Source organism: Streptomyces sp. NPDC031225 (genome assembly GCF_055570355.1).
This window is the reverse complement of record NZ_JBVIHJ010000004.1, coordinates 241,629-265,836: the sequence shown is the minus strand read 5'-3', so window position 1 is coordinate 265,836 and position 24,208 is coordinate 241,629. Positions and strand designations below refer to the sequence as shown.

Here is a 24,208-nt window from a genome sequence, read left to right as displayed (position 1 = left end):
GGGCTGGTTGTGGGGGGACTGAGAGCTTCCCAGGAGGGCGGTGTGAGTGGGTTGTGCTCGGGTGGGGTGGCACAGTTTTCGCCCACCCGTTCGCCGTGGCTACTCACCTGCGTGACAATTTCCGGCGTTATTAGAGCTGACGTCCAGTCACATCGTGAGAACGGGCTCGGGCGTATCGCTCATATCGGTGGACTCGGGGCGCCTGCGTCCCCGTACCACCAAAACGCCCCCCACGGCAGCCAGTACGAATCCGGCCACAGCCGCCCCGACCGGCAACGTCTCGCCCACCGCTCGCAGTTGTCCACTGTCCCGCTTCGCCAGCCGTACCGCCTCCTTCTGGGTCGCGGTGGTGAACGCGATCTTCCGGCTGTCCAGCAGGACCACGGCGTCCTTCTTCGCGCCGGGAGCCCGCAGCGTGCGCTTCGGACCCACCTGCGCGTAGACGACCCGGCCGGTGCGCCGGTCGACGACCAGCTCGATGCCGTGGTTGGAGTACCACTCCTCGGCCAGCACCTGCGGCCGTCCGGGCTCGTCCACGATCGTGCCCGGCACCAGCCGTGTCCCGACCTTCGCCGGGGCGACCGTGCCGGTGAACCGGTAACCCGTGTACCCCTGAACCTTCTTCGTACCCTGGTAACGCAACGTCACTGTGGACCCGAGGGAGTTGTCCCACCACTGGTAGGAGCGTCGCTGCACGTCGAAGGGGAACTTCAGATAGGCCTCGCCCTCGATGTACGGCTTCTCCCCGCAGCAGTGCACCGGCCTGGTCGTCCTGCGGTCCATGACCCACCGGTGCGGGACGAACTCCAGCGCGTCGTGCGGATCGGCGGCCGGCAGCGACTTGTCGGTGTCGACGCTGGTCGTCACGTCCCACACCGCGGCCCCGTCGCTCTTCTCACTGTCCTCGACGTCGCCGCGCACCCGCTGGGTGACGGTGATGCGCTGGTCGGGGACGGTTCTCACCTGTTCGGTGTCGAAGACGCTGCCCTCGCCGCGGTACACGGCGGTCTGGTCGATGTTGATCGGGTTCAGGGCCGCCCGTGGAGTCACGTACCACGCGAGCAGGGGCGCCAGTACCAGCAGAAACGTGCCGAGTCCCAGCAGAATCAGGGAGATTGGAGAGGCTGTACGGCGCATCCGGACACTCCTGGGGCGTGGGTTGACGGAGTTCGGGTCGCTCTCAAGGTCGCTCTTAGGGCCGGGAACCGTAGGCGTCTCTTGACGGAGTGTCAATGTCTTGACGGGGCATCGGTGTCATGCCGACACTGGCTCGACAGGCAGCGTGGGTACCGGATGGGATTCCGGGTCGGGTTCCGGGTGGGGATGTACGCCGGACCGAGCCGCTCGAGAGAGGCTGCCCCAGCGATGTCCAGACTGCTCGCCGCCGCACTGACCGTCGTCGCCGCCGCACTGCTCGCCCTCGGTGCCGCGCTCGGCATCGTCGCGCTGCTGGAGGCGACGCCCGAGCAGCCCAACACGCCACTGATCACCTACGAGCAGCCGGACCAGGGGAGTTGACCCGTGGCCGCCCGCCCGGCAGTCGTGCACGCCCGCTCGGCCTGGCACGACGTCCCCCGCCTCCAGGTCCGGCGTTTCGCGGCCATCGCGCTGGCCGAGGCGCCGGACCTCGCGGAGGAGATCCTGCGCGAGATCCGCCGCGAGTACCCCCATCTGCCGGTCGTCCTCGACGAGTCGGGGGAGCCGATGGCCCTGGTCGGCATCCGGCGCGCGATCGAGGTCTTCGTCCAGCACCTTGAGACGGCCGAGGGCCGCCCCACGGTCCCGCCGGGCGTCTTCCAGGAGTTCGGCAGGGGCGAGGGCCTGAACGGCCGCAGCCTGGACTCCCTCCAGGCGATCTACCGCATGGGCGTACGCCTTGCCTGGCGCCGCTTCGCGGACATCGGCCAGCGCGTGGAGATCCCGCCCCCGGCGATGTACGAACTCGTCGACGCGGGCTACGAGTACCTGGACGGCCTCGTCGACCAGTCGGTCCGCGGCTACGCCGAGGCGGCCGCACGCCAGGCGGGCGAACGCCTGCGCCTCCAGCGCCGCCTGATGGAGTTACTGCTGGCCGAACGCCACCGGGGCGACCCCGCCGACGCCCTCACGGAACGCGCGGCCCGCATCGGCTGGCCCCTGCCGGGGAAGGTCGCGGTGGGCGTCCTGATCCGCCCGGCCCGGGAGGCGGTGGCCCCCGCGGTGGGCCAGGGAGTCCTCCTGGACATGGACTACGAACAGCCCCGCATGGTCGTACCGGAGCCGGACGCGGCGGGCCGCCACGAACTCCTGCACCGGGCCCTGACCGGCTGGTCCGGCGCGATCGGCCCCCCGGTCCCCCTCGCCGACGCGGCGAAGTCCCTGCGCTGGGCCGAGGCGGCCGTACGCCTGATGGAACGCGACCTGCTCCCCGCCGGCGAGGTCCTCCACTGCACGGAACACACCGAGGCCCTGGTCCTGCTCCAGCCCGAGGAACTGATGGACGACCTGGCCCTGCGCTGCCTGGCCCCCCTCGAACACTGCGGCCCCACCCACGGCCGCCGCCTCGCCCAGACCCTGCTCGCCTGGCTGGAGACCCGGGGCGGAGCACCCGAAGTGGCGGCCCGCCTGGGCGTCCACCCACAGACGGTCCGCTATCGCCTCCGCCAGATCCGAGAACTCTGGGGCGACGAGATAGACGACCCGGACCGCCGCTTCGAACTGGAACTGGTGTTACGAGCACGCCGGCTGCGCGGAGAACTGGCATGAGACGCGAACCGCTGCGGGGGTCTCAGACGCGGGCCCGGTCCTGCACCCCCGTCCGCCGGGCCACGGGACCGTCCAGGTGGACCATCACCGTCGTGTAGAAGCGCTGCACGGCATCGTCGACGCTGCGGATGAAGCCGGCCTCGGCGTTGCCGCGGCTGCTCCCCATGTTCTTGAGCAGGGACAGCCGAAAGCCGGTGATCGTCGCGGCGCCCTTCGGCAGCATGTCCGCCGGTTCGGGGCGCAGCCGCTCCAGAGTGCCCCGGGGGCCGCCCGTCGGGCCTTCCACCAGCGTTTCCACATGCAGGTCCGCCGGTGCCTCGGCGAGGCGGCGGATCAGACGCTTGGCCCAGGTGAGGGGATAACCCTGCTCGGGTGCCGGAATCTCGATCGAGGTGCGCAGCCTGCCGGTGCGCAGATCGGCGCCGATCGTGAGCAGGCCGGGTGCCCGCTCCACGCGCAGCTCCGCCTGGAGCCTGCCCTCGCTGCACAACCGGTCGGCGAGCTGCACCCGGCGGGTCCCGGGGTCGGTGCCGCGTCTGGCGCGCTGGGCCGGCAGCACCTTCTGCCCGAGTTCGCCGCCGAGCCTGAGGCACACCTGGCGCACGAGCCGCTCCCAGCTCTCGACGACTTCGAGGGCCCGGGGGTCGCCCTGGCACAGGGTCTCGTCGCTGATGCCGTTGCGTACCGGCACCCAGGCCGCGCCCATGTTCTGGAAGCCGTGACAACCGGAGTTCTCGTGCTGGAGATAGTGCAGCAGCTCCTGGAGCAGCCAGGTGCGCGCGGCGTTGCCGACGCCCTCGTGCCGGATCAGCATCTGCGCCTGGTGGGCCACTTCGGCCCACGACAGATGCCAGAGCGCCACCTGGTGCTTGCGCCGCCGGTCGATCTTGACGTCGACCAGTGGGCTGCCCTCCAGTGCCACGTCGTTGGACAGCGTGATCACGGCCTCGTAGCCGCGCCGGGCGGCGATGTCCATGTAGGCCTGCACCTGGTCGGCCTTGAGGGCGTTGCCGTTGGTCTTGGTCTCGACGAGGGCCGTCCACAGCTTGCCGGCCCGCTCGATGCGGATCACTCCGTCGGGCCGCCGGGGGGTGTCGCCGTGCGGCAGGGAGACCTCGGTGAACGTCTCCATGCGACCGGACGGTGCCCCGAACGCGGCGGTGAGGCGCCTGCCGAACCGCGGTACCTGGGTCATCACCGACAACAGCACCGAGGTGGCGCGCATCTCCCGGTCCCGGTCGTTCTTGAGAGCGGAGACCGGGAAGAGCCTGGCGGGCCTCCAGGAGTCGTTCTCCGCCAGGGACTTCGGTGGTGTGCCGGGCAGGCTTGCCCTCTTCTTGGCCGTGCGGGGCCGGGCGGCAGGTCCGGTCGGTGCGGCTTCGTCGGCGGATCGGCGGGGAGCGGGGACGGCGTCCAGCGAGCCCGAGCGACCCGGCTCGGGAGCCGAGGCCGGGGGCGGGTCGGCCGGCTCGCCGTTCGCGGCCGGTTCCGGTTCCGGTGCCGCGGCGAGCGCCGTGCCGTCCACGTCCTCCTCGGCGGCCTCCGCGTCGTCGTCGATGTCGACGCCGAAGTCCGTCGCCAGCCCCGCCAGTCCCGAGTCGTAGCCCTGACCGACGGCCCGGAACTTCCAGTCGCCGTCCCGTCGGTAGAGCTCGCCGAAGATGATCGCGCTCACCGTTCCGGCGTCGCTGATCCTGAACTGGAGGAGATTGTCGCCGACGGCGTCGGACAGGGTCACCCGGAGGTCGTCAAGTTCGCCGAAGTGGGCGCCGCCGTAGCGGCTGGCGGCCACGACGAGGCGGGTCACCTCGGGTGGAACCGCGGTCAGGTCGAAGCCGATCCGGTCCTCGTTCCCGTCCTCCGTAGGTGTCTTGTCCAGCAGCTGCACGCTTCCGTCGGCCGCCACCGGGTTGTTGTAGAAGTAGAAGTCCGTGTCGCCGCGGACCTTGCCGTCCGGGCCCAGCAACAGGACGGATACGTCCGCGTCGCCGTCACCGGTCGGGCTGCTCCAGCCCAGGCTCACGATCACCGAACCGGCGTTCTCACTCAGAGCCGACAGGGCAGTGTTCGACCCCTTGGTCATTTCGTGCACGAGATCCCCCCTGGAACCACATCCCCCAGGACACACCACTCAGTGTGATGTGCCGCACACGCATACAGTAGTCCCGGCAGCTCGTAGCCGTGTCCTCCCCGGGGGAACGGGGCGATGGGGAGTTCATGACCTGCCTTGACCTGTCGCCCCATTGCTTGGGGAAACCGCATGTCGATAGCCTGTGTTCGTCATGCCGATCGTCTGTTGAAATATCGAACGCAGACGCCTAGACGCAAAGGGAGGGTGCTGGTCGTGGGACGCCTCGTACCTGCCGTGACCCGGGCTCTCGACATTCTGGAGCTCTTCCTCGAAGGGGACGGGACGCTCTCCGCCCCCGACATCGTGCGCAGGCTCCAGCTGCCGCGCACCACCGTGCACGAACTGGTGACCACACTGGCCGCCCGTTCGTACATCGTCCAGGTGCCCGGTCAGCCGGGACGTTACCGGCTCGGGGTGCGGCCGTACCAGCTCGGCAGCCGGTACGCCGAGCAGCTCGACCTCGCCGCCGAGGGCCAGCAGGTCGCCCGGTCCGTCGCCGAGACCTGTGACGAGACCGTGCACGTGGCGATCCTGGAGGGCACCGACGTCATCTACATCGCCAAGGTCGACTCGACGCACGCGGTGCGGATGGTGTCGGCCGCCGGGCGCCGGCTGCCCGCCCACTGCACCTCCGTCGGCAAGATGCTCCTCGCCTCCCTCCCCGCGCAGCAGCTCGCCTCCCGCATCCGGGACGACGTGCCGCTCGTCGGCATGACACCCAACAGCATCACCGACCCCGGCGCCCTGCGCGAGGCCCTCGACGAGATCCGGCAGCGCGGTGTCGCCGTCGAGAACCGGGAGTCCAACCCGGACGTCTCCTGCGTGGCGGCCCCGGTCCGCGACCGCACCGGGCAGGTCGTCGCCGCGCTCTCCATCTCCGTGCCGATGATCCGCTGGAGCGACGAGCGCCGCGGCGAACTGGAGCAGCTCGCCGCCAAGGGCGCCGCCGAACTCTCCGAGCGCCTCGGCCACCGGAGCCTTTGATGACCTACGAGATCGCGGTGCGCGCCGAGGCCACCCTCGGCGAGGGCCCGACCTGGGACGCCGCCGGGGGCAGGCTGCTGTGGATCGACATCCTCGGAGCCCGCCTGCACACCTACGACCCCGTCTCCGGCCGTCGCACGGTCCGCACCCTCGACCAGCACATCGGCGCCGTCAAGCCGCGCGCGGGCGGCGGCCTCGTCCTCAACCTGCGGGACGGCGTGGCCCTGCTGGACCCGGACGACACCTTCCGCTGGCTGCACCACGAGCCGGTCCCCGGCCGCCGCGCCAACGACGCGGCCGTCGCCCCCGACGGCTCCCTGTGGGCGGGCACCATGCGCTACGACGAGGCGCCGGGCGGCGGCTCCCTGTCCCGGATCGGCGGCGACGGCTCGGTGGACGTCGTCCTCGACGACGTGGCCGTCAGCAACGGCACCGGCTGGAGCCCGGACGGCCGGCTCATGTACTACGTCGACTCGCCCACCCGCCGCGTCGACGTCCTCGACCACGACCACGACCGTATCGGCAACCGCCGCCCCTTCGCCGAAATCGAGGACGGCGCCGGTTTTCCCGACGGCCTCACGGTCGACGCCGACGGCTGTGTCTGGGTCGCGCTGTGGGACGGGGGAGCGGTACGGCGGTACACGCCCGCGGGGGAACTCGACCGCGTGATCACCCTTCCCGCCCCGCGCGTCACCGCGTGCGCGTTCGGCGGCCCCGACCTCACCGACCTGTACATCACGACGGCACGGGTGGGCCTGGCCGCCCCGCACCCCGTGGCGGGCTCGCTGCTCGTGGTGCCGGGGGCGGGCAAGGGGCTGGAGCAGCCGCTCTTCGCGGGCTGACTACTGCAGCCCCGCCTTCTTCAACTCCTCGGCGGTCAGCGGCGGTTCGGTCAGCGAGGGCTTCAGGGGACCGACCGCCGCCGCCAGCGCGACCGCCGGCGTCAGCAGCACCTCCGCGCGCCGCTCCAGTGACGTCACGTCCGTCACGCGGCGGGCGACCCGCCCGTTCCCGGTGGCCGTGTACATGAGCCGGGACACGTACGCGGACACGATCCGGTCCCGCACCGTGGGCCCGCCCTCCGTCGCTCCGGGATAGAACACGTCCTGCCCGGTGGCCAGGTCCCACGCCGCCCCGACCGGCCGGGCCACCGCCTTCTGGACCCGCCGCGACAGCCCGGCCGCTCCGAGCCCATGTCTTCGCGTCAGGTCCCGCAGGGCCAGCGCGCTCTGCGCACCCACCGCGAGGCCGTGCCCGTAGACCGGGTTGAACGCGGCCAGCGCGTCACCCAGCACCGTGAAGTTCTCCGGCCAGCGGGACATCCGCTCGTAGAAGTACCGCCGGTTGACGGTCGTGCGGGTGAAGGAGACGCCGGACAGCGGCTCGGCCCGGGCGATCAGGTCACCGATCAGCGGATGCCGCAGCTCCTCGCGGGCGAACCGCAGGAAGTCGTCGTCGGCGGGAGAGGGCTCGCCGCCGCGGGTGCCGTTGAGGGTGACGATCCACCGGCCGTCCTCGATCGGCAGCAGGAAACCCGCTCGCCCCGGCCCCTGCTCCCGCGGGTCGGGCTGGACGTTGATGACGGGGAAACCGCCGCGGGCGGCCTCGGGGGCGAGGTAGAGGCGGCTCGCGTACGCCAGGCCGGAGTCGACCTCCCGGCACTCCGGTGCGGGCAGCCCCAGCCCGGCCAGCCAGCGGGTCGCTCCGGAGCCCCGCCCGGTCGCGTCCACGACCAGGTCCGCCTCGATGGTCCGTTCGCCACCGTCGCGCTCCCGCACCCGGACCCCGGTGACGGCCTGCGCGTCGCCGGTCAGCCCCAGCACCTCGGTGCCGCCGAGCACCTCGACGCGCTTGTCCGTGCGGACCCGCGCCCGGACCGTCGCGTCCAGGAGGTCACGGCCGACCAGGATCACGTGGTGGGACTCGGGCCAGCGCCTGAACCAGCCGAACGCCGAGAGCGCGACCATGTCGGTGGTGACGGGCGCCCGGCGGGCCCCCGCGTCCAGGAACATCCCGGTGAGGCCGGGCAGCAGCTCCTCCATGGCCCGTACGCCGCCCGACCACAGCATGTGGGCGTGCCGCGCCTGGGGCAGGCCTCTGCGGGGTGCGGCCTCCTCGGGCAGGTCGTCCCGCTCGACCACGACGACCCGGTCGGCGAGGCCCGCCAGCGCGGCCGCCGCGAGCATGCCCGTATGGGATCCCCCGAGGACTACGGCGACCGAGGCGGGGGAGGGGCGTTCACTCATGCGTGGACATGCTCTCTGCCGGGACGGCCGCTGCGGCGCGGACCGCCTTGATCTCATCGGTGTGATGCAGGGCCTCGGACACGGCCTGGATCTCCTGCAACAGGTAGAGGGTGTCGGTGTCGCCCGTGCCGGGGGCGTCCGAGTCGTTCCGCCTGGTCTCGACGGCGTCCAGGATCGTCACGGCGGCGGCCAGGGCCTGGGCCCGGCCACGGTCGAGGCCGAGGCCGAGGGCGGCCTGGTGGGCGCGGACGCGCAGCTCCTCGTCGAGGAAGCGCGCCAGCTGGAGCAGGGCGTCGCGGATGAATGTCTCGCGGCGGATCAGCCGCATCTCGGGGGTGGCACGCAGGGCGAGCGGTTCGCGGCTGCCCGCGACGGTCCGCATCAGCCGGGCCAGGGGCCTGAGCGCGCGGTGGCGGCGGCGCACCAGCCAGCGCTCGTGCAGGTACTGGCCGGAGTGCGGGACGATGAAGCCGGCCGCGACGAGCGTGGCGGCGATGCAGGCGGCCGACGGCGCGATGTTGGTGTTCAGCCAGTCCAGGTCGTGGCCGGTCCAGCGGGCCCCGACCGCCGTGAGCTTGGCGACGCTGAACAGCAGGTTCGTCGCGAAGCCGGCCCCGAGGAACCGCAGCCCCCAGCGCAGCCAGGCGTCGAGGCCGTCGGTGCGGATCCAGTTCCACACGAGGCGCGAGGTGATCAGGCTGGCCACCATGTGCCCGAGCAGGTAGAGAAGGATCATCTCCCGCATGTACGGCGTGGTGGCGTAGTACGTGTCCAGGTTCCGGATCTGCTCCACGGGCACGTCGGCGAGCGCGAACAGCACCCACAGCAGGACGACCACACCCGCGTACGCGCAGACCACCCAGCGGGTCGCCCGCCGGGTCCGGGCGTTGCGTTCGGCACGGCCGTTGCGCCAGTGCACCACCAGCAGCAGCCAGGACGCGCAGAGCGCGGTGAGCAGTGAGTACACCCAGGGCGCGGCGATGTTGGGGACGCCGGTGACGCGGTTCGTCCAGGCGATGGTGCTGGGGGCCGCGAAGACGAACACCGCGCAGGCGAACAGCAGCAGGCCGGCCACGGCGCGCAGCAGCGGGTCCCGCCACAGCTTGAGGATGCTGGGCAGTTTGATCACCAGGGCGGCGGCGAGGACCAGGCCGGGGAGCCAGAAGGAGACGTACAGGCCGGTGATGGAGGGGGCCGCGTGCTGCGCCAGGGAAAGGTGGGTCACCGCGCTCCGCCTCCGCGGTAGCCGAGGGATCGCTGGACGGTGTCGGGCCGTACCGGGGAGCCGGGCCCCGGCACCAACGGCCGGAACGCCGCCGCCAGCCGGTGCCCGAAGTCGTCCGCCTCGGCCTCGTCCGTCTCGCGGGAGCCGTTGCGGGCGGCCACGGTCAGGGCGACGGACTTCCAGCCGGGCCGGTCGGCGAGCACGTCCGCCGCGGCCGTGTGATGGTGGGCGTGCCTGGCGTGCAGATGCCACAACTCATGGCCCAGTATGACCAGTTGCTGCATCTCCTCGGCTCGCTCCTCCACGATGACCAGGTCGAAGTCCTGGAACTCCACCCACAGTCCGGTGACCGCGATCTCGTCGGGGAACCGCTCGAAGCGCAGCTCGACGGGCCGGCCTCCGCGGCGGGCGCTCATCTCCTGGCACAGGGCCCGGCACAGCTCCGGCACGCCGGCCGGGGGGCGGGGTCTCGCACGGATCGCGGTGGTGAGGTGGGTGACCAGATCGCGCATGGCCGAGGTCGCTCGGGTGCGCCGCAGCGCCGAGGCGATCCGGGCCGCACTTCTGCGCGCGCCCGCGATGTCCATCCCACCCCCTGGGCTCTCCCGCCGCCGTAGGACGGGCCGTTCGAGAGTACGCGCCCTGAACTGTCCCCGTCACGCGATCCGATTTTGCTGTGCACCCCATTGACTAGAAAGCGCTTCCTGCCTACGGTCCGTTCGAAGTTACGAGCGCAATTCGAGATCTCGGACAGATAGGGCAGGGAATGGGACGACCTGACCTGAATCGCAGGCAACTTCTCGCCGCGGCCGGCGGCCTGACCGTCGCCGCGAGCTTCGGCTTCGCGGCCCTCGGCACCGGCGCCGACGCGCTCGCCTCCGGCGCGGACACCCGGGTGCGCTACTGGAACCTCTTCAGCGGCGGCGACGGCGCGAACATGATCGCGATGCTGGACGCCTTCCGTGCGGCCAACCCGGACATCGACGTCAAGGACTCCACCCTCCAGTGGGGCAACCCCTTCTACACCAAGCTCGCCATGGCCGCCGCCGGCAACCGCGCACCCGACCTCGGCGTCATGCACATGGGCCGCGTCACCGGCTTCTCGCCCGGCCGCCTCCTGGACCCCTGGGACGTCGACCTCCTCGCCAAGTACGGCGTGCGCGAGCAGGACTACAACCCCGCGCTGTGGAAGCGCGGTGTCATCGACGGCAGGCTCTACGCCCTCCCGCTCGACATCCACGTCCAGCTCTGCTTCTACCGCAAGGACGTGCTGAAGAAGGCGGACCTCCTGGGCGACGACGGCCGGATGATCCCGGTCACCTCCACCGACGAGTGGTTCGACGCCCTGAAGAAGGCCAAGGCCGTCCAGAAGAAGGGGCTCCAGACGATCGGCCTGTGGACCAACGACCAGAACTTCCAGTGGTGGTTCTTCGTCGCCTTCTACACCCAGCTCGGCGGCAAGTGGTTCGACGACGGCAACACCGAGGTCCTCTTCGACACCGACAAGGCCACCCAGGTCCTGGAGTTCCTCCGCAGACACGTCACCGACGGGTACGTCATCCCCGGCGCCCCCACCGGCGAACAGTTCATCAACGGCGCCCCCTTCACCTGGGAGGGCAACTGGTCCGTGCCCGTCTTCTCCGGAGCGAAGTTGGACTACGGCGCGACCCCGCTGCCACCCGTCTTCGGCAAGCAGGCCACCCACGCCGAGTCGCACGCCTTCGTCCTGCCCCACCAGGCGAACCGAGGCGGCGCCACCAACGAGGGCGCGCACCAGCTCGCCGCCTACGTCGTCACGCACGCCCTGCAGTGGGCGGCCGGCGGTCACATCCCCGCGTACACGCCGACGCTCTCCACCGCCGCGTACAAGAAGCTCACCCCGCAGAACGAGTACGCGAGCGCCATGGACCACCAGGCCACCGAGCCGAAGGTGTGGTTCGCGGGCTCCACCGGCGTCCTCGCCCAGGACCTCGGCCCGGTCGTCGTCTCCTCCACCATGGGCTCCGCCAAGCCGGACAAGGTCGCGCAGACGATGAAGAGCCACCTCACCAAGCTCCTCGCCTCGAAGAACCCCATGGACGGCAGGACCGCCGCGCAGGGAGGTGCCGTCGCATGACGACCAGCGCTCAGACCGTTCTCACGGGCGCACGCGCCAGGACCGCCACCGCGACGGCGACCGTCCGCCGCAAGCAGGGCTTCCAGCACGGCGGCTGGTTCGTCGCCCCGTTCCTGGCGCTCTTCGCGCTGTTCGTGATCTGGCCCCTGCTGCGCGGCGTCTACCTCAGCTTCACGGACGCCAACATCTCCGGCGACGCCACGAGTTTCGTCGGCCTCGACAACTACCGCGAGGCCCTGAACGACCAGGCGATGTGGGACGCGCTCGGCCACAGCGCGTACTTCACGCTGCTGGTCGTCCCGTGCATCACGGCCCTCGCCTTCCTGCTGGCGATGCTCGCCCACCACATCGAGCGCGGCAAGTGGCTGTGGCGGCTGTGCTTCTTCGTGCCGTTCCTGCTGCCCTCGACGGTCGCCGCCAACATGTTCCAGTGGCTGTTCACCCAGGGCATCGGCCTGGTCAACGAGACCTTCGGGCTCGACACACCCTGGCTGACCGACAAGTCGTACGCCATGCCCGCCATCGTCATCGAGACCCTGTGGTGGACGGTCGGCTTCAGCTTCCTGCTCTACCTCGCCGCCCTCCAGGGCATCCCCGGCCACCTGTACGAGGCCGCGAAACTGGACGGCGCCAACGCCTGGCACCGCATGGTTCACATCACGCTGCCGATGCTCCGCAACATCACCGGCCTGGTGATCGCGCTCCAGATCCTCGCCTCGCTGCAACTGTTCGACCAGGCCGTCGTGATGATGGACTTCGGACCGGGACCGGAAGTCAGCACCCGCTCCTTCGTCCAGTACACCCTCGAACAGGGCTTCACCAGCTACCGCGTGGGCTACGCCTCCGCGATGTCCATCATCTTCTTCGTGATCATCGCAGTCGTCGCCCTGGCGCGGATGTGGCTGCTGCGCACCCGTGAGGAGGGCACCCGATGAGCGGCACCGAGATACGCCTCAAGCCCCGCAGTACCTGGACCCCCGGCCAGATCGTGCTCACCCTGATCGGCGTCGCCGTCTCCGCCGTCTTCCTGGCGCCGATCGCCGCGGCCCTGTTCACCTCGCTCAAGTCCGAGGCGGAGGCCGCCGAGATCCCCCCGCACTGGCTGCCGAAGGCCTGGACGGTCCAGGCGTGGAAGGCGCTGTGGGAGACCGGCAACGTCAGCAACTGGTTCGTCAACTCCCTGGTGGTGTCGGTCTGCGTCACCTCCGTCGTGCTGACGGTCAGCGCCCTCGCCGGATACGGCTTCGCCCGCACCGAGTTCCGCGGCAAGAACGCGCTCATGGGTCTCGTCATGTCGGGCCTGATGGTCTCCCCGGCCGTCCTGGGCGTCCCCCTGTTCACCACGGTCCAGCAGATGGGGATGGTCGACACCTACTGGGGCATGATCCTTCCCCAGTGCGCGCCCGCCGCGATGGTCTACATCCTCTACAAGTTCTTCCAGGGCATCCCGCGCGAACTGGAGGAGGCCGCCTTCATCGACGGCGCGGGCCGCTGGCGGGTCTTCTTCACCATCGTCCTGCCGCTCTCCCGGCCCTCCCTCGCGGCGGTCGGCATCTTCACCTTCATCGCCTCCTGGAACAACTTCCTGTGGCCCTACATGGTGACCAACAACCCCGACCTGATGACCATGCCGAACGGCATCGCGACCGTCATGAACTCCTACGGCATCCAGTGGGCCCAGCTCATGGCCGGCGGCCTCATGGCGGGCCTCCCCCTGATCATCGTGTTCGTCTTCTTCCAACGCCAGATCGTGGCGGGCGTGGCCCACACGGGATTGGCGGGCCAGTGAGAGCGCGCAGAGCGATGACGGCCGTGGCGGTGGCGGTCCTTCTGGCCTTCCTCCCCAACACGGCCCAGGCCGAGGGGAATTACCCCGACCCGCTCCCGATCACCGGCCAGCAGATCATCCACGACCCGACCGTCCTGCGGCTCAAGTCCGGCCAGTACGTGGCCTACTCGACCGGCGGCGTGATCGGCGCCCGGCTCTCGAAGGACCTGCGCCACTGGAACGACGCGGGCAACGCCTTCGCCGAGCCGCCGAGTTGGTGGTACGAGTACAACGGCACCGGTGATCCCTGGGCGCCCGACGTGTCGTACCGAGCCGGCCGGTACTGGCTCTACTACGCCGTCTCGTCCTGGGGCACCAACCACTCCGCGATCGGCGTGGCCACGTCCCCGTCCGGCCTCCCCGGCACCTGGGCCGACCACGGCAAGGTCTTCACCTCCGGGACGAGCGACTCCTTCAACGCCATCGACCCGGCGATCGTCCGGGCGGACGGTCGGCTGTGGATGTCGTTCGGCTCGTACTGGACCGGCATCCGCATGGTCGAGCTGGACCCCGTCACGGGCAAGGCCCGCCCCGACGCCACCGTCCACCACCTGGCCACCCGCCCGGACGCCCCGTACGCGGTGGAGGGACCGGCCATCGTCCGGCACGGCCGCTACTACTACCTCTTCGCGTCGTACGACGCCTGTTGTGCGGGAGCGAACTCCACGTACAAGATCAGAGTCGGAAGGTCTACGACGATCACCGGCCCGTACGTGGACAGCACGGGCAAGCCGCTCCTGGAGGGCGGCGGCGACCTGCTGCTGGCAGGCCACGGCAGGTACGTCGGCACAGGAGGCGAGTCGGTGTTCAGGGCAAGGGGCCAGGACTGGCTGGCGTACCACTTCTACGACGCAGAGGACAACGGCACCCCGAAGCTGGGCCTGAACAAACTGAACTGGACAAGAAACGGCTGGCCAGAACCGGTTTAGGGGCGCGGGGAACTGCGCGACCAGCCACGAACCACCTGCAGACGAATCTGAACCCGAAAGGCCCACATGAGCACCGCCCGCTTCACCCTCGACCCCGCCTTCAAAATCGGCGAAGTCAACCCCCGCCTCTTCGGCTCCTTCGTGGAACACCTCGGCCGTTGCGTCTACACCGGCATCTTCGAACCGGGCCACCCCACCGCCGACGAGGACGGCATCCGTACCGACGTCCTGGACCTCGTCCGCGAACTCGGCGTCACCGCCATCCGCTACCCCGGCGGCAACTTCGTCTCCGGGTACAAGTGGGAGGACTCCGTCGGCCCCGCCGAGGACCGCCCCCGCCGTCTCGACCTGGCCTGGCGCTCCACCGAGACCAACCGCTTCGGTCTCTCCGAGTACATCGCCTTCCTGAAGAAGATCGGCCCCCAGGCCGAGCCCATGATGGCCCTCAACCTCGGCACCCGGGGCGTCGCCGAGGCCCTCGAACTCCAGGAGTACGCCAACCACCCCGCCGGCACCGCCCTGTCCGACCTCCGTGCCGCGCACGGCGACAAGGACCCCTTCGGCATCAACCTCTGGTGCCTGGGCAACGAGATGGACGGCCCCTGGCAGACCGGTCACAAGACCGCCCAGGAGTACGGCAGGACCGCCGCCGAGACCGCCCGCGCGATGCGCCAGATCGATCAGGGCGTCGAACTCGTCGCCTGCGGCTCCTCCAGCCAGTCCATGCCGACCTTCGCCGCCTGGGAGGCGACGGTCCTGGAGGAGACGTACGACCTCGTCGACTACATCTCCCTGCACGCCTACTACCAGCCCGAGGACGGTGACGTCGACTCGTTCCTCGCCTCCGCCGTCGACATGGAGTCCTTCATCGAGAACGTGGTCGCCACCGCCGACCACATCGGCGCGAAGCTGAAGTCGAAGAAGAAGATCAACCTCTCCTTCGACGAGTGGAACGTCTGGTACATCTCGGAGTGGCACGAGATCGAGAACTCCGGCACGCGGGACTGGGCGGAGGCGCCGCGTCTCCTGGAGAACAACTACAGCGTCCTGGACGCGGTCCTCTTCGGTTCCCTCCTCATCGCCCTGCTGCGGCACGCGGATCGCGTCACCGTCGCCTGCCTCGCCCAGCTCGTCAACGTGATCGCCCCGATCATGACCGAGCCGGGCGGCCCGGCCTGGCGCCAGACGACGTTCTTCCCGTTCGCCCAGGCCTCGCGGTACGGCCGGGGCGAGGTCCTCGACGTGCGGGTCGACTCGCCGACGCACGAGACGAAGAAGTACGGCGAGACGGACCTCCTGCACGCCACGGCGGTCCGCGCCGAGGACGGCTCGGTCACCGTGTTCGCGGTCAACCGCAGCCGGAGCGAGGCACTGCCGCTCGAAGTCGCCCTCAACGGCCTCGACCTGACGAGCGTCGTCGAGCACAGCGTCCTCGCCGACGCCGACCCGGACGCCCGCAACACCCTCGACACCCCCGAGCGGGTCGCCCCGCACCCGGCCGAGGGCACCGCGCTCCAGGACGGCACCCTCACCGCCGTACTGGAGCCGCTGTCCTGGAACGTGATCCGGCTGGCCTAGGGGCTGTCGTCGCATTCCCGCCTGCCGCGCGACGCCATGCACGCCCTCTCGCCGCACCGGCCACAGACCCACGTACAACCAGTACGAGGGCCTGCGTCCGGCACGCCGAGAGCACGCACCTGACGCCGCGCGGCCCGCCCTCCGGGCGGACGACGGGAATGCGACGACCGCCCCTAGACGGATCCGAGGCCGGGGGAGTCCACCGGTGTCACCGGGACTCCTCCGGCCGAGGCACCCATCGCCTTCAGCCGTACGTCCTTCGGCCCCGACTCCGTCGTCCCGTCGGACAGCACCACCAGCGCCAGGGTGTTGGTGCCGCGGGTGCGCAGGATGCCGTTCGGCAGGGCGAAGGTGTGCTGCGGGCCCACGTCGTTGACGTACTGGCCCATGTTCCAGCCGTTGAGGAAGATCTGGACGCGGTAGGCGTGCTCCGGGTCGTCGTCGAGGGTGAGGCCGATGGAGGCGTCGATACCGGAGTCGACGGCCAGCCGGAACGTCGTCCGGTACCAGGTGACACCCTGGCGCCGGTCGGCGCGGGGGAACTCCGCCGCCTCCCAGCCCTTCTCGGCGAACCCTGGCAGATGCCAGCCCTTGCGCTCCCCGTACAGCCCGCCGTTGTTGAGCGGCCCGCGCACCGGGTCGGGTGTCGACTCGCCCTGGATGCGCCAACTCGCCTTCGGGGAACCGCCCTTGAAGGTGACGGCCGTCAACCCCCGGGCCACCTTGTGGGAGTCGGCGGACCCGCCGTCCATGTCGTGCGCCATCCGCCGTACGAGGACGGACAGGACCCGGGGGGACCTTCCGGAGGCCGGCGGTACGTCGAAGACGGCCTTCGCCGCCCAACTCCCCTTCCGTGCGGTGCCCTTGTCCGGCACCGGCATCCGGTGCGTGCCCAGCGGTTTCCCGTCCAGCCACGCCATCAGCAGTCCCTGCGTGCCCGTGCTGTACGCCAGGGACACCGACTCCAGGTCGTCCGCGTCCGTCAGCCGTCCCCGGTACCAGACGTCCCCGTAGTGGAAGCCGTAGTCGTCGGCGAAGAGGACCGGCCCGCCGTCCGGGACCGGGGTCACGCTGTACGAGCTCGTGCGGTCGGCCGTCGTCCAGCCGGAGTCGTCGTAGTCCGGGGCGGCCTCGAAGTTCTCGACACGGCGCCGCCAGCCGCTCAGCGCGGGCAGCCGCACCTCGCCCACGGCGGGCACCGGGAGCTGCCCCGGCGTCGGCGGCATGTCGGCCCGCAGGCTGCCCATGGGGGTGGCGGAGGTGCGCAGCGGGCGCCCGTTCCAGGTGATCCGCTCCATGCCGCGCGGCCCCCACACCTCCATGCCCGTCGCCTCGACGGTGTCGCCGGTCAGGTGGGCGGTCGTGCCGTCCAGGGTGGCCTCGCGCACCAGCGAGGGGCCGTACACCAGCACCGTGCCGGTAGGAGTGTCCAGCGGGAACAGCCGCAGCGAGGTCGCGTCGTCGGCGAAGACCAGCAGCAGCGGGGTCTCGCTGCCACCGCCCTCGACGAATACCCGGGTCAGTCCGCCGACGCCCATGGGCGCGGTGACCCGCAGGATCCCGAGGTCGTAGTTCCACGCGGGTTCCGCGTCGCCCCGATAGACCAGCGGCTCCTCCGGGTACTCCATCAGGACCTGCGCCATCTCGCCGTGCGGGGCGGTGAACACGGCGACGTCCATCCGCCCGACCCTGAGGTACATCATGGGCTGCGCGGTGGCGAACTTGAGCGTGCGCACGCCCAGTTGCAGGTTGGCGGTGAGCAGTCGGGCGTCATGGGCGGCGACGGTGAACGCCACGTCGATCCCGGCGTCCGGGATCGTGGTCGTGATCGGCGCGTCGGTGTCGTTGCGCACGACGTACACATGGGAGCCGGTGTCCGGGTTGGTCAGGTGGTACACCTTCAGCCGCTCGTCCGCGGCCCGGACCGCGTCCGCCCGGTCGAGCTTGGCGAAGTCCGGCACGGTACGCAGGAGCTGGCCGAGCTGGTGAGTCGGCGCGAGCTTCGGGGTCTGCCTGCGCGCCTCGTCGATCGCCGCCCCGTAGTCGTACGACGTGTAGACCTGCGGTGCGGGCAGCCAGCCCCAGGAGGTGCCGCCGAAGGTCATGTAGACGTTGTGCACGGTGATGCCGTTGGCGAGGTTGGTGAGCTGGAAGCGCCGCTCGTAGGCCGAGTCCCGGGTCCGCCGTGCCTCGGCGTATCCCTTGCCGTCGAAGGTGGCCCCGCCCCACGGGTCGAACCAGCCGCCGCCGAACTCCGGGAGGAACCCGGGCGTCGAGGGACTGGCCGTGGCCCCGCCCTTCAGCCCGCCCTCGCCGAAGTGACCCCAGTCCGGCGGCACTTCGGCCGGGACCGGGTAGCCGTCGAAGCCGTACAGCCAACCGTGCTCCTGGCCGCCGGTGTTGAAGGTGCCGGGCGTCCAGTAGCCGTTCCTGCCCTTGTCGTTGTGGAACAGCGGGACGTCGATCCCGTCGGCGCGCACCTTCTTGTACAGGTGGGACATGTAGTCCCGACCGAGGGGCTCGTCGACGAAGGCGTCGTACTCGTTCTCGATCTGGTAGAGCAGGACCGTGCCGGTGCCCTTGGTGAACAGGTGCCGGGAGGCGATGGCGTCGACCTCGCCCAGCCACTCGTCGACGTACGACAGATAGGTCGGGTCGGAGGTGCGGGCCCGGCCCGCGGTGGCCGTCAGCCAGCCCGGGAAGCCGCCGCCGTCGACCTCCGCGTTGATGTACGGGCCCGGGCGCAGGATCACGTACAGGCCGGTCTCGGTGGCCGTGCGCAGGAACAGGTCGAGGTCGCGGACGCCCGTGAAGTCGTACTGGCCGGGGCCGGGGGAGTGGTAGTTCCAGGCGACGTACACGCTCACCGCGTTGAAGCCGTGGGCGCGCATCTTCTGCAGGACGTCCCGCCACAGCGACGGGCTGGGCAGCCGGAAGGGGTGCATCTCGCCGGACCACAGCACCAGGCGCCGGCCGTCGACCAGCAGCGAGTACTCGTCGAAGCCGACCTTGTGCCGCAGCCGGTCGGCGGTGGGCGGGCCCGGCGCGGGCCCGGTCGGCACGCTGTGGGAGGCGTACGCCCGGGTGGTCTCGCCACCGCTGCCGCTCAGCGCGAAGCCGAGCGCCGCGGTGCCGGCGAGGGCGCTGAATGTACGTCTGCTCAGCTCCAAGGGAGCGCCTCCTGGTCGTGCCCGTTCCTTGTGTCCGCCCCCGGCCCGTCCGCCCGGCCGATTCGCCCGTGCTGTGAGTGGTGGGGTCATTGTGATGTGGCCATTCTCTATGGCCGGACGCCGCACAATTGCCGTATGAGGATCTCTGCACGGGCGGACTACGCGGTACGGGCGGTGCTGGAGCTTGCCGTGAGGCAGGACGCGGGGCCGGTGAAAGCCGAGGCCATCGCCGCTGTCCAGGACATTCCGCACAAGTTCCTGGAGGGGATTCTCGGCGACCTCAGGCGCGGCGGAATCGTCGACAGCAGGCGGGGCGGGGGCGGTGGTTACCGGCTCGCCCGCGAGGCGTCGGCCGTCACCGTCGCGGACGTCATCCGGGCCGTCGACGGGCCCATCGTGTCGGTGCGCGGCGAGCGGCCCACCGGCCTGGAGTACACGGGCTCCGCGCAGCCGCTGCTCCCGCTGTGGGTCGCCCTGCGGGCCAACGTCCGCAAGATCCTGGAGGGCGTCACCATCGCGGACATCGCGCAGGACGCGCTGCCCGAGCCGGTGCGGCAGCTGGCGGCCGAGCCGGCGGCCTGGGAGAACCCGTAGGACTCACGGGTGTCCGGGTCGCTCTCGGGCCGACCCGGCACCTCAGCTGCGCCCGGTCCGCGCGGCGAAGTCGTCGAGCAGGGCGAAGGTGCGCGCGGGCTGTTCGAGATGGGGCAGGTGACCGGCTTCCGCCACCACTGCGAAGCGGGCGTCCGGGAACGACGCGGCGTACTCCTTGCCGTAGGCCGGCGTCACGATGCGGTCGCTCTCGCCCCACAGGACGAGGGTGGGAACGGTGACGGCCGCGAGGCGGGGGCGGAGGGCGGGGTCACTCATGGCGGGCCCGCCGGAGAAGACGCGCAGGGCCGCCATGTTGCCCTGGATGACGGCGAGTCGCTCGGCCGGGACGGTCGCCGGGTCGACGTAGAAGCGCTCGGAGTCGTGGAAGGCGTACTCGGCGACGCCCCGCGCGTCGAGGGCGAAGAAGTCCCGCACCGGTTCGCCGTCGACCTCGATGCCGACCGAGTTCATCACGACCAGCCCGCTGATCAGGCCCTCCGTGTCGGCCGCGGCCAGTTCGACGCCGATCCAGCCGCCGAGCGAGGAGCCGACGACCAGGACGTCGGACAGTCCGCGCTCGCGCAGGAGGCGGAGGTAGCCGGCGGCGAGGCCGCTCACGGTGGTGAGGTCGTCGGGCCGGGGAGTGCCGTTCCAGCCGGGGTGGGTGGGCAGCAGGGTGGAGGCGGTCCGGGCGAAGTGCTCGGCGATCGGGGCGACGGTCGCGGGACCGCCGCCGCCGTGCAGGACGAGGACGGGGCGGCCGGTGGCGGGGCCGGATTCGGTGAGTGTCGTGATCGTGTTCGTGCTGATGTTCGTCGTCATGCCCGGAACCATAACTAAGGATGTTTATATAAGCAAGCTTAGTCAGGGTGTTAGGCTGACGGGCATGGCCGTTGAACTGCAGGACCTCGGGCGGGCCGTGAAGGCCGTCCAGTACCGCCAGCACCGGACGCTCGACAACCGCCTCGCGTCCGTCGGCAGCACACTCGCGCAGTGGGACGCGCTGCGGGCGATCGGCCGCCGGCCCGGCGCCAGTGCGCGGGAGCTGGCGGCGGCGACGTTCCAGACCGAGCAGGCCTTCGGCACGCTCGCCGGACGCCTGGTGGCCCAGGGCCTGCTGGATCGGCGCCCTGGGCGTGGTCGCCGTATCGAGCACCACCTCACCGTCGAGGGGGAGCGCGTGCTGAAGGCCGGTCACGAGGTGGCGGACGCGGTGCTCGCGGAGTGCTTCGAGGGTCTGGCGGAGGCGGAGCGGGAGACGCTGCTGGGGCTGCTGCGGAAGGTCGAGGGCGGCTGAGGCGCCGGGCGGGCGTGGCGCCTCAGCCGGGACGCCGCGCCCATGTGTGTGCGGAACGGGCCGCCGGTCAGCCGGAGTTGACGCCGACGGTCAGTGTGGCCGTGTACCCGTCGGAGACGCCAGAGCCGAGGGATGTGGCGCTCAACCACCCCTGTTTCCAAGCGAGTTCGGGCGTGGCGCGGCACCCGTCATGGGTGGGGTTGTGAATGGGCCGGGGTGAATGGCCGGAGTTCGCCCTGGCTGTGCCACAGGGCGCTCCCTACGATTCGATCGCCGCGGTGCTCCACAGAAAACACACAGGTTCTCCACGCTTCAACACTTCAGCGCAGAGGAGAGACCCCCCATGGCAAGTGGACTGCTCCTGGGCGGCGCCATCGCCGCCCTCGTCACCGCGGCGATGCCCGCGCACAACCCGTCCGGCGGGTTCGTCGACCCGCCCCCGGACAAGATCGTCATCAACGTCGCGACGGTGAACGGCTCCGGCTGTCCCGCGGGAACGGCGGCCGTCGCCGTCTCCGAGGACAACACCGCGTTCACGGTCACCTACAGCGACTACCTCGCGCAGGTCGGCGGCAACTCCGACCCCACGGCGTTCCGCAAGAACTGCCAGCTCAACCTGATCGTGCACGTCCCGTCGGGCTTCACGTACGCCATCGCCCAGGCGGACTACCGCGGCTTCGCCGCACTCCAGTCCGGCGCGAGCGCCGTGCAGAGAGCCTCGTACTACTTCCAGGGCTCCTCGCAGACGGCCTTCAAGACCCACAGCTTCACCGGCGTCTACAACGACAACTGGCAGGCGACCGACACCACCGACTGGGCCCAACTGGTCTGGGCCCCCTGTGGAGTTCAGCGCAACTTCAACATCAACACGGAGATCCGCGTCAACGCGGGTTCCTCCTCGCCGTCCAAGGTCAGCTTCATGACGATGGACTCGACGGACGGCGACATCAGCACCGTGTACCACATGGCGTGGCAGCCGTGCCCGGGCAAGTGAGCCGGGACAGCTGAACGGGGCCGTCCGCCACCCGGTGGGGTGGCGGACGGCCCCCGCCGGTTAGGAGGGGAGGTGACTCGGCCACCAGGGCGGGACGTTGCCCGGGCATATCGGGTCCGGGTAGGAGTCCAGGATGCCGAGCCAGGTCACCAGGAACCAGGTGAACCACACGGTGAAGACGAGCCCCGCGGCCAGTGCCGCGCCGCGGTGACGCCTGCCAAGGGTGCCGTGCAGGACGACCCAGGGCAGGGCGGCGGCGATCCAGATGAGCGGTGCGAGGAGGAGCAGGGCGAGACTGTTGGCCGCCGTGTTGACGCCGGTGTCGCAGTCCGCCCACACCCTGCCGATGGCGGTGACGGAGACCAGGGCGACCAGCCCCCCGACGGGAACGCCGGACCGCATGCCCGCGGACCAGGCTCCCGGAGCGCTCGCCGACCCGGCCGGCCCCGCCGGTCCCACCGGTCCAGCTTCCGTCATCGCCCGTCTCCCGTTCCCCGTCGTCGTGGAGGCGGAGGTTATCAAGCCGGAGGCGCACGCCCTGGGCCACCGTGATTGCGGCCTACGGTCGCCCAGGGCGCGTGGGGATGAGTCGTCGCGTCAGCGCTCGACGCCGAGGGTCAGCGTGCCGGTGTAACCGGCGGAGGGCGAACTGCCGAGGGCGGTGAGGGTTAGGAGGCCGGACGCGGCGCCGCGGTCGTCGTAGATCCCGTCCTGGGCGAGGGTGGTGCGGGTGACCTTGTTGGCCGAGTACGGCGACAGCGCGCCGACCTTGGCGGTGACCGTCTCGTCGAAGAAGAGCTGTCCGGTGTGGAGTTCGGTGCCGCCGGTGAAGGAGCCGTCGGAGGTGAGCGTGACGTTCACGTGCACCTTCACGTGGATGTGCACGCAGCGGCCCACGTACCAACCCGGGTACACCGTGGTGATGTTGGCGACCCCGTTGGCGTTGGTCAGGACTCCGCCGCGCAGGAAGGTGCCGCTGTCGGGCTCGCTGTGGCCGTTGGCGCCGACGTAACCGGAGTACTCGCCCAGCGCGTCGCAGTGCCAGATCTCGACGAGGGCGTTGCTGATCGTGGCGCAGGTGTCGTCGTCGACGACGGTGAGGGCGAGTTTGAGGGGGAAGCCGGTCTTGCCCTCGGTGATGTCGGCGCGGACGTACTGTCCGTCGAGGTAGTAGGGGCCCTCGGTCATCTCCTTGGTGAGGGTGCAGACCGCCGCGGCGGCGACGGGGGCGGTGTCGGCCGTGTCCGTCGCCCGGGCCGCGGGAGTCCGGGCGACGGCGGCGCCCACGGCGAGGGTGGCGGCCGTGGCACCGGTGGCGACCAGGACGGTCCGGCGGCCGATCGGGTTGCGTGGCGCGTCGGCGGCGTCCCGCGGGGCGGTGTCGTTCATGGGGGCGTCGTTCATGGGGGTGTCTGTCATGGACACGGCATCTCAAGGACGGTGGCTGTCGGTGAGCTGTGGGTTCGGCAAAGTGCGGGACCGTCAAGTTTCTTGCGAGACAGGTTGCCGGGTGCTCCGGGGCGGACGCGGTAGCTTATCGGGGCGTATGACAACAAGGAGGGTGAATGGGGCTTACCGTGCGGGTCGAACGGCGTATCGCCGAGGACTTCCCCGGTCGGGAGGGCGAGGTGGTCGGGGATCTCCTCACCGAACTGGTCAACCATCTGACCGACCGGGGGGATCAGGAGGACAAGGAACGGATCGCCGCCGCGACCCTGCTGTGCGGACAGGGACGGGTGGACCGGATCCTCGACGCCGTTCAGCTGGCCAAGGAGGACTGGCGGGACGTGCTGGTGGGGGCGGGTCTCGCGGATGCGGGGTGGAGGGAGCGGTTGGAGGCCACGCTGGGACCGGAACGAGCGGTCGGCTGACGCCTGGCTGACCACCGCCGTGGGGTCGCCCGCGTCCTCCGTCACGGGATGGAGGTGAGCGGGCGGCCCCCGGCGGTCAGGTCACGCGGGGATCTGCGGGTCCGGGCGTTCCAGCACGTCGGCCAGGGGAGTCCCGGTCCGGGACGCCACGATGCGGCGCGCTCGTAGCTGGGCTCGCGTCCGGGGCCGGAACCTCGGCTCACGGCCGCAGCCGCAGGGCTCGAAGCCCTCGTAGCGCAGCCCGGCGGCGAGGACCGCGGCCACCACGGTCCACGCCTCGACGTCCCGGCGCCCGGGTGCCGCGAAGTCGTGGCCGGCGCAGGCCATCGGCCGGGAGCAGTTGGGGCAACGGTGTCCGCCGCGAGCCGGGTGTCGCTTGAACGCCACGCGGCAGGACACGCACGCGTAGTGCAGCTTGTACGAGGTCTCGGCGTAGTGGCACACGGGGCGAACGTACCCGGGGGGTACGACGGTCGGCGAGGCGGTTTTCGTGGACGCCG

General features: G+C 70.8%; 23 protein-coding genes. 13 read left to right on the top strand and 10 right to left on the bottom strand.

The annotated features are described in order from the left end of the window. Positions 1–147: 147 nt before the first annotated feature. Positions 148–1,137: a cell envelope lipid trafficking protein PgfA gene (gene pgfA, locus ACZ48Z_RS08755; protein WP_468735085.1), complete on the bottom strand. Its 990-nt coding sequence runs from the start codon at positions 1,135–1,137 to the stop codon at positions 148–150. A 228-nt stretch (positions 1,138–1,365) separates the two neighbouring features. On the opposite strand from pgfA, the gene ACZ48Z_RS08750 reads away from it, so the two are divergent. Both ACZ48Z_RS08750 and ACZ48Z_RS08745 read left to right on the top strand, forming a co-directional pair. Then, positions 1,366–1,518, top strand: a complete 153-nt coding sequence (locus ACZ48Z_RS08750) for a hypothetical protein (RefSeq protein ID WP_020136392.1) — start codon at positions 1,366–1,368, stop codon at positions 1,516–1,518. Between the two features lie 3 nt (positions 1,519–1,521). Then, entirely contained in the window at positions 1,522–2,745 is a 1,224-nt protein-coding gene (locus tag ACZ48Z_RS08745; RefSeq protein ID WP_468735084.1) for a PucR family transcriptional regulator, read from the top strand. 22 nt (positions 2,746–2,767) lie between these two features. Here the strand turns inward: ACZ48Z_RS08745 and ACZ48Z_RS08740 are convergent, their stop codons facing one another. Beyond that, on the bottom strand, positions 2,768–4,828 hold the full coding sequence (locus tag ACZ48Z_RS08740; RefSeq protein WP_468735239.1) for a TerD family protein: 2,061 nt from the start codon (positions 4,826–4,828) through the stop codon (positions 2,768–2,770). Positions 4,829–5,089: 261 nt separating this feature from the next. Between ACZ48Z_RS08740 and ACZ48Z_RS08735 the strand changes: the two genes are divergently transcribed. Both ACZ48Z_RS08735 and ACZ48Z_RS08730 read left to right on the top strand, forming a co-directional pair. After that, positions 5,090–5,860 carry an IclR family transcriptional regulator gene (locus ACZ48Z_RS08735; RefSeq protein ID WP_468735083.1) on the top strand — a complete coding sequence of 257 codons (771 nt, stop codon included), beginning with the start codon at positions 5,090–5,092 and terminating at the stop codon, positions 5,858–5,860. After that, positions 5,860–6,702 carry an SMP-30/gluconolactonase/LRE family protein gene (locus tag ACZ48Z_RS08730; protein ID WP_468735082.1) on the top strand — a complete coding sequence of 281 codons (843 nt, stop codon included), beginning with the start codon at positions 5,860–5,862 and terminating at the stop codon, positions 6,700–6,702. Before ACZ48Z_RS08735 ends, ACZ48Z_RS08730 begins: the two co-directional genes overlap by 1 nt. On the opposite strand, the gene ACZ48Z_RS08725 is transcribed toward ACZ48Z_RS08730, so the two are convergent. From ACZ48Z_RS08725 to ACZ48Z_RS08715, 3 genes are read right to left on the bottom strand one after another with little or no spacing between them, the layout of a single operon-like run. Then, a complete protein-coding gene (locus ACZ48Z_RS08725; RefSeq protein ID WP_468735081.1) occupies positions 6,703–8,106 on the bottom strand; it encodes an NAD(P)/FAD-dependent oxidoreductase in 1,404 nt (467 codons plus the stop codon). It lies immediately after the preceding gene. After that, positions 8,099–9,331 (bottom strand): MAB_1171c family putative transporter, encoded by a 1,233-nt coding sequence (locus ACZ48Z_RS08720; RefSeq protein WP_468735080.1) that lies wholly within the window; start codon positions 9,329–9,331, stop codon positions 8,099–8,101. The genes ACZ48Z_RS08725 and ACZ48Z_RS08720 overlap by 8 nt, the downstream gene beginning before the upstream one ends. Beyond that, positions 9,328–9,918, bottom strand: a complete 591-nt coding sequence (locus ACZ48Z_RS08715) for a toxin-antitoxin system, toxin component family protein (RefSeq protein WP_468735079.1) — start codon at positions 9,916–9,918, stop codon at positions 9,328–9,330. The genes ACZ48Z_RS08720 and ACZ48Z_RS08715 overlap by 4 nt, the downstream gene beginning before the upstream one ends. Positions 9,919–10,097: 179 nt before the next feature. Between ACZ48Z_RS08715 and ACZ48Z_RS08710 the strand changes: the two genes are divergently transcribed. The 5 genes from ACZ48Z_RS08710 to arfA all read left to right on the top strand — a co-directional run bounded on the left by ACZ48Z_RS08710 (position 10,098) and on the right by arfA (position 15,782). After that, complete coding sequence (locus ACZ48Z_RS08710; protein ID WP_468735078.1) at positions 10,098–11,447, top strand: extracellular solute-binding protein; 1,350 nt, start codon at positions 10,098–10,100, stop codon at positions 11,445–11,447. Next, positions 11,444–12,382 carry a carbohydrate ABC transporter permease gene (locus ACZ48Z_RS08705; protein ID WP_468735077.1) on the top strand — a complete coding sequence of 313 codons (939 nt, stop codon included), beginning with the start codon at positions 11,444–11,446 and terminating at the stop codon, positions 12,380–12,382. The genes ACZ48Z_RS08710 and ACZ48Z_RS08705 overlap by 4 nt, the downstream gene beginning before the upstream one ends. Further along, positions 12,379–13,236 (top strand): carbohydrate ABC transporter permease, encoded by an 858-nt coding sequence (locus ACZ48Z_RS08700; protein WP_468735076.1) that lies wholly within the window; start codon positions 12,379–12,381, stop codon positions 13,234–13,236. The genes ACZ48Z_RS08705 and ACZ48Z_RS08700 overlap by 4 nt, the downstream gene beginning before the upstream one ends. A gap of 14 nt (positions 13,237–13,250) precedes the next feature. Beyond that, a complete protein-coding gene (locus ACZ48Z_RS08695) occupies positions 13,251–14,204 on the top strand; it encodes an arabinan endo-1,5-alpha-L-arabinosidase (protein ID WP_468735238.1) in 954 nt (317 codons plus the stop codon). A 66-nt stretch (positions 14,205–14,270) separates the two neighbouring features. Then, positions 14,271–15,782: an arabinosylfuranosidase ArfA gene (gene arfA, locus ACZ48Z_RS08690; protein WP_468735075.1), complete on the top strand. Its 1,512-nt coding sequence runs from the start codon at positions 14,271–14,273 to the stop codon at positions 15,780–15,782. Between the two features lie 173 nt (positions 15,783–15,955). Here arfA and ACZ48Z_RS08685 read toward each other — a convergent pair whose 3' ends face one another. Then, positions 15,956–18,952: a glycoside hydrolase family 35 protein gene (locus ACZ48Z_RS08685; protein ID WP_468735074.1), complete on the bottom strand. Its 2,997-nt coding sequence runs from the start codon at positions 18,950–18,952 to the stop codon at positions 15,956–15,958. Between the two features lie 135 nt (positions 18,953–19,087). Between ACZ48Z_RS08685 and ACZ48Z_RS08680 the strand changes: the two genes are divergently transcribed. Further along, on the top strand, positions 19,088–19,546 hold the full coding sequence (locus tag ACZ48Z_RS08680; protein ID WP_468735073.1) for an RrF2 family transcriptional regulator: 459 nt from the start codon (positions 19,088–19,090) through the stop codon (positions 19,544–19,546). A gap of 42 nt (positions 19,547–19,588) precedes the next feature. On the opposite strand, the gene ACZ48Z_RS08675 is transcribed toward ACZ48Z_RS08680, so the two are convergent. Next, positions 19,589–20,368, bottom strand: coding sequence for an alpha/beta fold hydrolase (locus ACZ48Z_RS08675; RefSeq protein WP_468735072.1), 780 nt, complete (start codon positions 20,366–20,368; stop codon positions 19,589–19,591). Between the two features lie 64 nt (positions 20,369–20,432). On the opposite strand from ACZ48Z_RS08675, the gene ACZ48Z_RS08670 reads away from it, so the two are divergent. Next, the gene (locus ACZ48Z_RS08670) at positions 20,433–20,843 is read left to right on the top strand and encodes a MarR family winged helix-turn-helix transcriptional regulator (protein WP_468735071.1); all 411 of its coding nucleotides are present in this window, start codon (positions 20,433–20,435) and stop codon (positions 20,841–20,843) included. A 343-nt stretch (positions 20,844–21,186) separates the two neighbouring features. Beyond that, on the top strand, positions 21,187–21,837 hold the full coding sequence (locus ACZ48Z_RS08665; protein ID WP_468735070.1) for a DUF4360 domain-containing protein: 651 nt from the start codon (positions 21,187–21,189) through the stop codon (positions 21,835–21,837). 60 nt (positions 21,838–21,897) lie between these two features. Here the strand turns inward: ACZ48Z_RS08665 and ACZ48Z_RS08660 are convergent, their stop codons facing one another. Further along, positions 21,898–22,314 (bottom strand): hypothetical protein, encoded by a 417-nt coding sequence (locus ACZ48Z_RS08660; protein WP_468735069.1) that lies wholly within the window; start codon positions 22,312–22,314, stop codon positions 21,898–21,900. A 120-nt stretch (positions 22,315–22,434) separates the two neighbouring features. Continuing rightward, positions 22,435–23,226, bottom strand: a complete 792-nt coding sequence (locus ACZ48Z_RS08655; RefSeq protein ID WP_468735237.1) for an intradiol ring-cleavage dioxygenase — start codon at positions 23,224–23,226, stop codon at positions 22,435–22,437. A 176-nt stretch (positions 23,227–23,402) separates the two neighbouring features. On the opposite strand from ACZ48Z_RS08655, the gene ACZ48Z_RS08650 reads away from it, so the two are divergent. Further along, a complete protein-coding gene (locus tag ACZ48Z_RS08650) occupies positions 23,403–23,708 on the top strand; it encodes a hypothetical protein (protein WP_328747009.1) in 306 nt (101 codons plus the stop codon). An 81-nt stretch (positions 23,709–23,789) separates the two neighbouring features. On the opposite strand, the gene ACZ48Z_RS08645 is transcribed toward ACZ48Z_RS08650, so the two are convergent. After that, a complete protein-coding gene (locus ACZ48Z_RS08645) occupies positions 23,790–24,152 on the bottom strand; it encodes a hypothetical protein (protein WP_468735068.1) in 363 nt (120 codons plus the stop codon). Positions 24,153–24,208 lie beyond the last annotated feature (56 nt).

Coding starts and splice junctions, on each gene's coding strand:
- pgfA (WP_468735085.1), bottom strand. CDS start 1,137: ATGCGCCGTACAGCCTCTCCAATCTCCCTGATTCTGCTGGGACTCGGC.
- ACZ48Z_RS08750 (WP_020136392.1), top strand. CDS start 1,366: ATGTCCAGACTGCTCGCCGCCGCACTGACCGTCGTCGCCGCCGCACTG.
- ACZ48Z_RS08740 (WP_468735239.1), bottom strand. CDS start 4,828: ATGACCAAGGGGTCGAACACTGCCCTGTCGGCTCTGAGTGAGAACGCC.
- ACZ48Z_RS08730 (WP_468735082.1), top strand. CDS start 5,860: ATGACCTACGAGATCGCGGTGCGCGCCGAGGCCACCCTCGGCGAGGGC.
- ACZ48Z_RS08725 (WP_468735081.1), bottom strand. CDS start 8,106: ATGAGTGAACGCCCCTCCCCCGCCTCGGTCGCCGTAGTCCTCGGGGGA.
- ACZ48Z_RS08715 (WP_468735079.1), bottom strand. CDS start 9,918: ATGGACATCGCGGGCGCGCGCAGAAGTGCGGCCCGGATCGCCTCGGCG.
- ACZ48Z_RS08710 (WP_468735078.1), top strand. CDS start 10,098: ATGGGACGACCTGACCTGAATCGCAGGCAACTTCTCGCCGCGGCCGGC.
- ACZ48Z_RS08705 (WP_468735077.1), top strand. CDS start 11,444: ATGACGACCAGCGCTCAGACCGTTCTCACGGGCGCACGCGCCAGGACC.
- ACZ48Z_RS08700 (WP_468735076.1), top strand. CDS start 12,379: ATGAGCGGCACCGAGATACGCCTCAAGCCCCGCAGTACCTGGACCCCC.
- ACZ48Z_RS08695 (WP_468735238.1), top strand. CDS start 13,251: ATGACGGCCGTGGCGGTGGCGGTCCTTCTGGCCTTCCTCCCCAACACG.
- arfA (WP_468735075.1), top strand. CDS start 14,271: ATGAGCACCGCCCGCTTCACCCTCGACCCCGCCTTCAAAATCGGCGAA.
- ACZ48Z_RS08680 (WP_468735073.1), top strand. CDS start 19,088: ATGAGGATCTCTGCACGGGCGGACTACGCGGTACGGGCGGTGCTGGAG.
- ACZ48Z_RS08675 (WP_468735072.1), bottom strand. CDS start 20,368: ATGACGACGAACATCAGCACGAACACGATCACGACACTCACCGAATCC.
- ACZ48Z_RS08670 (WP_468735071.1), top strand. CDS start 20,433: ATGGCCGTTGAACTGCAGGACCTCGGGCGGGCCGTGAAGGCCGTCCAG.
- ACZ48Z_RS08665 (WP_468735070.1), top strand. CDS start 21,187: ATGGCAAGTGGACTGCTCCTGGGCGGCGCCATCGCCGCCCTCGTCACC.
- ACZ48Z_RS08660 (WP_468735069.1), bottom strand. CDS start 22,314: ATGACGGAAGCTGGACCGGTGGGACCGGCGGGGCCGGCCGGGTCGGCG.
- ACZ48Z_RS08655 (WP_468735237.1), bottom strand. CDS start 23,226: ATGAACGACACCGCCCCGCGGGACGCCGCCGACGCGCCACGCAACCCG.
- ACZ48Z_RS08650 (WP_328747009.1), top strand. CDS start 23,403: ATGGGGCTTACCGTGCGGGTCGAACGGCGTATCGCCGAGGACTTCCCC.